The organism is Amycolatopsis sp. NPDC049252, assembly GCF_043197175.1.
Classification (GTDB): domain Bacteria; phylum Actinomycetota; class Actinomycetes; order Mycobacteriales; family Pseudonocardiaceae; genus Amycolatopsis.
This window is the reverse complement of the sequence record NZ_JBICSQ010000043.1, coordinates 36,262-43,116: the sequence shown is the minus strand read 5'-3', so window position 1 is coordinate 43,116 and position 6,855 is coordinate 36,262. Positions and strand designations below refer to the sequence as shown.

General features: G+C 74.0%; 7 protein-coding genes. All 7 read left to right on the top strand.

What is annotated here, in order from left to right; all coding sequences use genetic code 11:
* The first annotated feature begins 8 nt into the window (after positions 1 to 8).
* Positions 9 to 941 carry a kinase gene (locus tag ACGFMK_RS32315; RefSeq protein WP_392771273.1) on the top strand — a complete coding sequence of 311 codons (933 nt, stop codon included), beginning with the start codon at positions 9 to 11 and terminating at the stop codon, positions 939 to 941.
* Positions 942 to 946: 5 nt separating this feature from the next.
* Positions 947 to 1,975 (top strand): pyridoxal-phosphate dependent enzyme, encoded by a 1,029-nt coding sequence (locus tag ACGFMK_RS32310; RefSeq protein ID WP_392771271.1) that lies wholly within the window; start codon positions 947 to 949, stop codon positions 1,973 to 1,975.
* Complete coding sequence (locus ACGFMK_RS32305; protein ID WP_392771268.1) at positions 1,975 to 3,174, top strand: ATP-grasp domain-containing protein; 1,200 nt, start codon at positions 1,975 to 1,977, stop codon at positions 3,172 to 3,174. Before ACGFMK_RS32310 ends, ACGFMK_RS32305 begins: the two co-directional genes overlap by 1 nt.
* Positions 3,171 to 3,299, top strand: a complete 129-nt coding sequence (locus ACGFMK_RS32300) for a hypothetical protein (RefSeq protein ID WP_392771266.1) — start codon at positions 3,171 to 3,173, stop codon at positions 3,297 to 3,299. Before ACGFMK_RS32305 ends, ACGFMK_RS32300 begins: the two co-directional genes overlap by 4 nt.
* Positions 3,296 to 4,783 carry an argininosuccinate lyase gene (gene argH, locus ACGFMK_RS32295; protein WP_392771263.1) on the top strand — a complete coding sequence of 496 codons (1,488 nt, stop codon included), beginning with the start codon at positions 3,296 to 3,298 and terminating at the stop codon, positions 4,781 to 4,783. Before ACGFMK_RS32300 ends, argH begins: the two co-directional genes overlap by 4 nt.
* A gap of 11 nt (positions 4,784 to 4,794) precedes the next feature.
* Positions 4,795 to 5,910, top strand: a complete 1,116-nt coding sequence (locus ACGFMK_RS32290) for a GntG family PLP-dependent aldolase (protein WP_392771260.1) — start codon at positions 4,795 to 4,797, stop codon at positions 5,908 to 5,910.
* 362 nt (positions 5,911 to 6,272) lie between these two features.
* On the top strand, positions 6,273 to 6,764 hold the full coding sequence (locus tag ACGFMK_RS32285; protein WP_392771257.1) for a hypothetical protein: 492 nt from the start codon (positions 6,273 to 6,275) through the stop codon (positions 6,762 to 6,764).
* Positions 6,765 to 6,855 lie beyond the last annotated feature (91 nt).

The window sequence follows — 6,855 nt, the reverse complement described above, 5'->3', positions numbered from 1 at the left end:
AGAACGCCATGACCGAAGACCTCGCGGTCGCCGCACCCGCCCCGGCCACCGTCACCGACCCCCGCGCCGGCAGCTTCCGCGTCGACGCCCACCACGGCGAGATCCTGCAAGGGGTCTTCGTCACCGGCGACAAGCTGCGCCGCGGCCTGGTCACCCTGCCCTGCCCGCTCTACAGCACCCGCGCCACGTTCCTGCCCACCGAAGACGCCGGCACGACCGTGCGTCCGGCGTGGCGCAGCAAAGCTCGCCGCGCGGCCGACCTGACGCTGGCCCGGCTCGGGTACCCGGTCCCGGGCGGGCTGCTCGACATCACCAGCGACATCCCGCTGTGCCGCGGGTTCGGGTCGTCGACGGCGGACGTGACGTCGGCGATCGGCGCGGTGCTCGCCGCGACCGGCGCCCGGCTCGCCCCGGCCGAGGTCGGCGCGCTCGCCGTCGAAGCCGAAACCGCGTCCGACTCCCTGATGTACGGCGGCCGCGCGGTGGTCTTCGCGCACCGGGAAGGCGAGCCGATCGAAGACCTCGGCGAGCTGATGCCGCTGTCCGTGCTGGGTTTCGGCACCAGCCCGGGCGGTCGGGGCGTCGACACCCTGGAACTCCCGCCCGCGCGCTACACGTCGTGGGAGATCGAGGCGTTCCGCCCGCTGCGCGGCCTGCTGCGACGGGCGATCCACGACGGCGACGCGCGGCTGCTCGGCCGCGTCGCCACCGCCAGCACCCTGCTCAACCAGCGCCACCTGCCCATCCCGGGCCTCGACGACGTCCTCGCGGCCGCCCGCGCCGCGGGCGCCGCCGGGGTCCAGGTGGCCCACAGCGGCGACGTCGCGGGCCTGCTGTTCGACACCGCCGACGCCGAAACCCCGGCCCGGCTGGAGTTCGCCGCGACGCGGCTGGCCGCGCTGGGCGTGACCGAGACCTGGCAGTTCGAAACCGAGAGGTGAGTCCGATGACCCTTGCCGCCCCCGTCAGCCGGTCCGTGGTGGAAGCCACCGAGCTGCCCCGGATCATCCGCATCCGGCCCAACTTCCACGTCGCCGCCTTCGGCCTGATGAAGCTGCTGCCCGCCCGGTTCATGCTCGACCGCGCCGAGGAACGCGGCGAAGTGGGCCCCGGCACGACCGTGCTCGAGACGTCGTCGGGCACCTTCGGCCTCGGCCTCGCGATGGTCTGCCGGCTGCGTGGCTACCCGCTCACGATCGTCGGCGACCCGGCGATCGACGCCCCGCTGAAGCGACGGCTCGAGCACCTCGGCGCCCGCGTCGAGATCTGCCCGAAGCCCAGCCCGGTCGGCGGCTTCCAGCGCGCCCGGCTCGACCGTCTCGAGGAGCTGCGCGCGGAGTACCCGAACCACTGGGTACCGGGCCAGTACAGCAATCCCGACAACCCGGCGTCCTACGCGCTGGTCGCCGAGCAGCTCGCCGAGACGATCGGCGTGCCGGACTGCCTGGTCGGCGCGGTCGGTTCCGGCGGGTCGACGTCCGGGACCAGCTCGTTCCTGCGGATGCTCGCCCCCGAGCTGAACCTGATCGGCGTCGACACCCAGCGCAGCGCGATCTTCGGCCAGCCCGACGGCCCACGGGTGCTGCGCGGGCTCGGCAACAGCCTGGTCCCGCCCAACGTGGCGCACGAGAGCTACGACCAGGTGCACTGGATCGGCGCCGCGGAGGCGTTCGCCGCGACCCGCGAGCTGTACGCGCGGCACTGCCTGTTCATGGGCCCGACCAGCGGCGCGTCCTTCAAGGTGGCCGACTGGTGGTCGCGGCGGAACCCGGACGCCACGGTCGTCGCGCTGCTGCCCGACGAGGGCTACCGCTACCAGGACACCGTCTACTCCGACGAGTGGCTGCACGCCCAGGGGCTGGCGCACCCGGGCGAGGCCGAGCCGTACGAGGTCGTCGCGCCCACCGAGCCCGGCGGCTCGTGGACGTGGCTGAACTGGGGCCGGCGCAGCCTGGCCCCCGCCGTGGCGGCGTGATGCGCACCCTGCTGCTCGTCGAAAGCAACACCACCGGCACCGGGCGGCTGTTCGCCCGCCGGGCCCGCGAGCTCGGCTACGAGCCGGTGCTGGCGGCGGCCGACCCGGACCGCTACCCGTACGCGGCCGAAGACGGCGTCCGCGTCGTGCCGGCCGACACGGCCGACCCGTGCGCGGTCCTCGCCGCCGACGTCGGCGAACCCGCGGGCGTGACGACCAGCTCGGAGTACTTCATCCCGGTCGCGGCGCGGATCGCGGCGAAGCTGGGCCTGCCCGGCCCGGACCCGGACGCCGTCACCGACTGCCGCAACAAGGCCCACCAGCGCGCCACCCTGGCGGCGATGGCGCCGCGGTGCACGGTCGTGACGTCGGTGGCGGCGGCCGTCGCGGCGGCCACCGAGTTCCCGGTGGTGCTCAAGCCGGCCGAGGGCTCGGGCAGCGTCGGGGTGCTGCGCTGCGAGACACCCGACTCGGTCGCTTCCCAGGCGGCGGCGCTGCTTTCGGTGACGCACAACGAACGCGGCCTGCCGGTGCCGCCCCAGGTGCTCGTGGAGCCGTACGCGAGCGGACCGGAGTACTCGGTCGAACTGTTCGGCGACGTCGTCGTGGCGATCGTCCGCAAGCACCTCGGGCCGGCGCCGTTCTTCGTCGAGGTCGGCCACGACGCCCCGGCCGCGCTGCCGCCGGCCGACGAGACGGCGCTGGCGGACACGGCCCGCGCGGCGGTGAGCGCGCTCGGGCTCGGCTTCGGCGCCGCGCACGTCGAAATCCGGCTCACCCCGGACGGCCCGCGCCTGATGGAGGTCAACCCGCGCCTGGCGGGCGGGATGATCCCCGAACTGGTCCGCGCGGCGACCGGCGTCGACCTGGTGGCGGCGCAGGTGGCCGCGGTGCTGGGCGCCGAGCCGGACCTGCGTCCGGACCGGCGGGCGTGTGCTTCGCTGCGGTTCCTCACCGCGTCGTCGGCCTCGGTGCTCGCGGCGGGGGACACGGTCGCCGCGGCCACCGCCGTGCCCGGCGTGGTGCAAGCCCGCCTGTACCGGCCCGACGGCACCGCCATCCGGCCGGCCCGGGACTACCGCGACCGGGCCGGGCACGTCCTGGCCGTGGCGGACCGGCCCCGCGCCGGCCGCGCGGCCGCGGTGGCCGGACTGAACGTGCTGCGCGAAGCCCTGATCCCCGAAAGGGAAACCCGATGACCCTGCGGTTCCTGATCACCACCGTCGCCCGGACCGCCGAAGCCCGCGCCGACCGCGCGCGCGACGAGCGGGACCCGGACGGTCCCGAACCCCACCCGGACACCCCGGAAGGAGCACCCCGATGACCATCGCCAAGGGCGGCACCGGACGACTGACCCGGCCGGTCGCCGCCGCGGCCCGGGAAATCCTCTTCGACCGCGACACCGCACCCGCCCCCGATCCGATCGCCGCCGAGCTCGGCCTGATCAGCCAGGTCGACCGGGCTCACGTCGTGATGCTCGCCGAACGCGGCATCGTCGACCCCGGCCGCGCCGCCGAACTCCTCGCGGGCATCGAAAACCTGCGGGCGCACCGGTTCGCGCCGCTGCACGAGGTCCCCGCGCCCCGCGGCCGCTACCTCGCCTACGAGTCGTACCTGATCGACACCCTCGGCGCCGAGATCGGCGGGGTCCTCCACAGTGGACGGTCCCGCAACGACCTCAACGCCACCGTCGTGCGGCTGCGGCTGCGGGAGCCGCACGAGCGGCTGCTCGCCGAGTCCGACGCGCTCGGCCGCGCCCTGCTGGAGCGCGCGCGGCGCTGGGCCGGGGTCACCATGCCCGCCTACACCCACCACCAGCCCGCCGTCCCGATCACCTACGGCCACTACCTGGCCGGCGTGGCGAGCGCGCTGGTGCGCGACGTCGAAGGGCTGTGGCAGGCCGGGGCGGAGCTCGACCAGAACCCGCTCGGCGCGGGCGCGGTCGGCGGCACGTCGCTGCCGGTCGACCAGCACCGCACGACGGCGTTGCTCGGCTTCGCGGCACCGCTGGCGAACTCGCTGCACGCCGTGGCGTCGCGTGACCTGGTACTGCGGCAGCTGTCCGCGGCCACGGTTCTCGGGGTGCTGCTCTGCCGCGTCTCGCACGACCTGCAGGCGTGGACCAGCGCCGAGGCCGGGCTGCTGCGGCTGGCCGACGACGTCGTCGGGTCCAGCTCGATGATGCCGCAGAAGCGGAACCCGTTCCTGCTGGAGCACGTCCAGGGCCGGGCGCTGGCGCCGCTCGGCGCGTTCACGGCGTCGGCGAGCGCCATGGCCACCGCGCGGTTCACCAACGCCATCGCCGTCGGCACCGAAGCCGTGGCCCCGGCCTGGTCGGCCCTCGAAGCGGCGACCGACGCCGTGGTCCTGCTGCGGCTGGTCGTCGAGGGGGCCGAGCCGGTGCCCGAGCGGATGTACGACCGCGCCGTCGACGGCCAGACCGCGGCCACGCACCTGGCCGAACGGCTCGTCGACGCCGGGATGCCGTTCCGGCAGGCCCACCACGAGGTCGGCGCCGTGGCCAAGGAGGCCCTCGAAGCCGGGCTTCCGCTGCACGAAGTCGCCCGGACCCGGCTGGCCGGCCAGCCCGACCACGTCCTGGCGGCCCTCGACCCGGCCGAAGTCGCGCAGCACGCGGCCCACGGCGGGGGACCGGCACGGGAGTCCGTGCTCGCCGCCGTCGCCGAGGCCGAGACGGCGTTCGCCCGCGTCCGCGCCGACGCCGAGGAACGCCGCTGGCGCTGGAGCCAGGCCGAAGTAGGCCTCGACGACGCCGTCCGCTCGCTGATCGACACCCACCGACCCTGAGGAGCCCAGTCATGACCACTTTCGCCGACGACCTCGCGACCCTGCGCCCGGAGACCGTGCCGGTCCAGGACACGCACGTCGAACTCCGCAGCGACACCTTCACCCTGCCCACCCCGGCGATGCTCGAAGCCGCCGCGCGCGCCCCGCTCGGCGACGACGTCTACGGCGAGGACCCGACCGTGGACCGCCTCGAGCAGCTTTCGGCCGAGCTGCTCGGCAAGCAGGCGGGCTGCCTGATGCCGAGCGGCACGATGGCCAACCTGACCGCGTTGCTGGCCCACTGCCCGCGCGGCGGCAAGGCGATCGTCGGCCACGAGTCGGATGTGTACGTCTACGAAGCGGGCGGCGCTTCCCTGTGCGGCGGCATCGTCTACGACCCGCTGCCCAACCTCGCCGACGGCACCATCGACCCGGCCGCGATCGCCGAGGCGTGCGCGGTGGACCGCACCGACCCGCAGATCGCGCCGCCGGCGGTGCTGAGCCTGGAGACGCCGCAGAACCGGTGCGGCGGGCTGCCGCTGCAGCTGGACTACCTGAGCGAGGTCTCACGGCTGATCCGCTCCCACGGCGTCGCCCTGCACCTCGACGGCGCGCGGCTGTTCAACGCCGCGGTGGCGCTGGGGGTCAGCGCGGCGGAGATCGCCAAGCACGCGGACACCGTGCAGATCTGCCTGTCGAAGGGCCTGTGCGCGCCGATCGGCTCGGTGCTGGTGGGCGACCGCGTGACGATCGCGGCGGCCCGCCGGATGCGCAAGATGCTCGGCGGCGGCATGCGCCAGGCGGGAATGATCGCGGCCTGCGGCATCGTCGCGCTGACCGAGATGACCGAGCGCCTGGCCGACGACCACGCCCGCGCGGCCCGGCTGGCCCGCGGCCTCTCGCGCGTCCCGGGTGTGCGCCTGGACCCGGGGCCGCCGCTGACGAACATGGTCTTCTTCAAGGTCCGCGACGACCGTTATACGACCCGCACGCTCATCGAGGCGGCCCGCCGCCGCGGCATCCGGGTGGAGGAACTGGGCACCGACCGCATCCGCGCGGTCACCCACGCCGGGGTGGACGACGACGCGATCGACCGCGCGGTCACGGTGTTCGGCGAGCTGCTGGGCCCGTCCGCCGGGCTGCGGTGAAATGAGCGATGCCCGCCGGAAACCCTTGGTGGAAAGGGGACGGCGGGCATCGTTCGGTGGTCAACTGTGGCTGGGCGGCGGTCACCGGGCCGGCGTGACGGTGCCGGAGGTCGGGCGTTCACTGCGCTTGCGCTGGATCGCTTCCTGCTGACGCTGCAACTTGTCGTGCCAGGCTCCTGAGTCGTTCATGATGATCTCCGGGTGGACGCGCGGCGACCCGGCGGGAGCGCCGCGGAAGGTGGGGTGGCGTTGTGTCGCAGAAGTACCCCGGCCTGCGGCAGGTCAATCAGCTTTTGTGCCTTCCACCAGGCAATTAGGCCACCTGGATGAAGCGGGCGCCGGGGCCGGGCTAGCGTGGCGCGGTGGCCCAGGTCTTCATCCAGCCGTCCTACGGCACCCCGGACGCGCGCCGGTACGGGGCGGCGTCACTCGAGCAGGCCGTCGAGTTCCGCGCGTACGCCGATCTGCTCGAGCCGGCCGATCTCGCCCGCCTGAACGCGCTGCACCCGGGTGGCCGGGCGCGGTTCTGGGGCGCCAAGGACAAGTACGACCGCCGGATGGACACCGTCACCACCGGTGACGTCGTCCTGTTCACCGGCCGCAAGCACGTCCAAGCCACCGCCGAAGTGGGGCACAGCTTCCGCAACCCCGGGTTCGCGCGTCACTTGTGGAATCCGGATCCGGGGAAGTGCTTGTTCAGCAACGTCTACAGCCTGCGGCACTACCGGCGCGTCGAGCTGCCGTACGACGAGATCTGGGCGCTACCGGGTTTCACCGCCGGCGACAACTTCATGGGCCTGCGGTTCCTGGACGAGACGAAGTCGGCGGCGGTGATCGGGCTGCTCAGCTCCTAGACCGGCGACGCGCCTTTCAGAGGATTTCGCGGTCGTGGCAGAAGGCCGTGCCTTTCGTCGAGGCTCCTTTCCAGTGGCGCGATCGGTGATA

Coding starts and splice junctions, on each gene's coding strand:
- ACGFMK_RS32315 (WP_392771273.1), top strand. CDS start 9: ATGACCGAAGACCTCGCGGTCGCCGCACCCGCCCCGGCCACCGTCACC.
- ACGFMK_RS32290 (WP_392771260.1), top strand. CDS start 4,795: ATGACCACTTTCGCCGACGACCTCGCGACCCTGCGCCCGGAGACCGTG.
- argH (WP_392771263.1), top strand. CDS start 3,296: ATGACCATCGCCAAGGGCGGCACCGGACGACTGACCCGGCCGGTCGCC.
- ACGFMK_RS32310 (WP_392771271.1), top strand. CDS start 947: ATGACCCTTGCCGCCCCCGTCAGCCGGTCCGTGGTGGAAGCCACCGAG.
- ACGFMK_RS32300 (WP_392771266.1), top strand. CDS start 3,171: ATGACCCTGCGGTTCCTGATCACCACCGTCGCCCGGACCGCCGAAGCC.
- ACGFMK_RS32305 (WP_392771268.1), top strand. CDS start 1,975: ATGCGCACCCTGCTGCTCGTCGAAAGCAACACCACCGGCACCGGGCGG.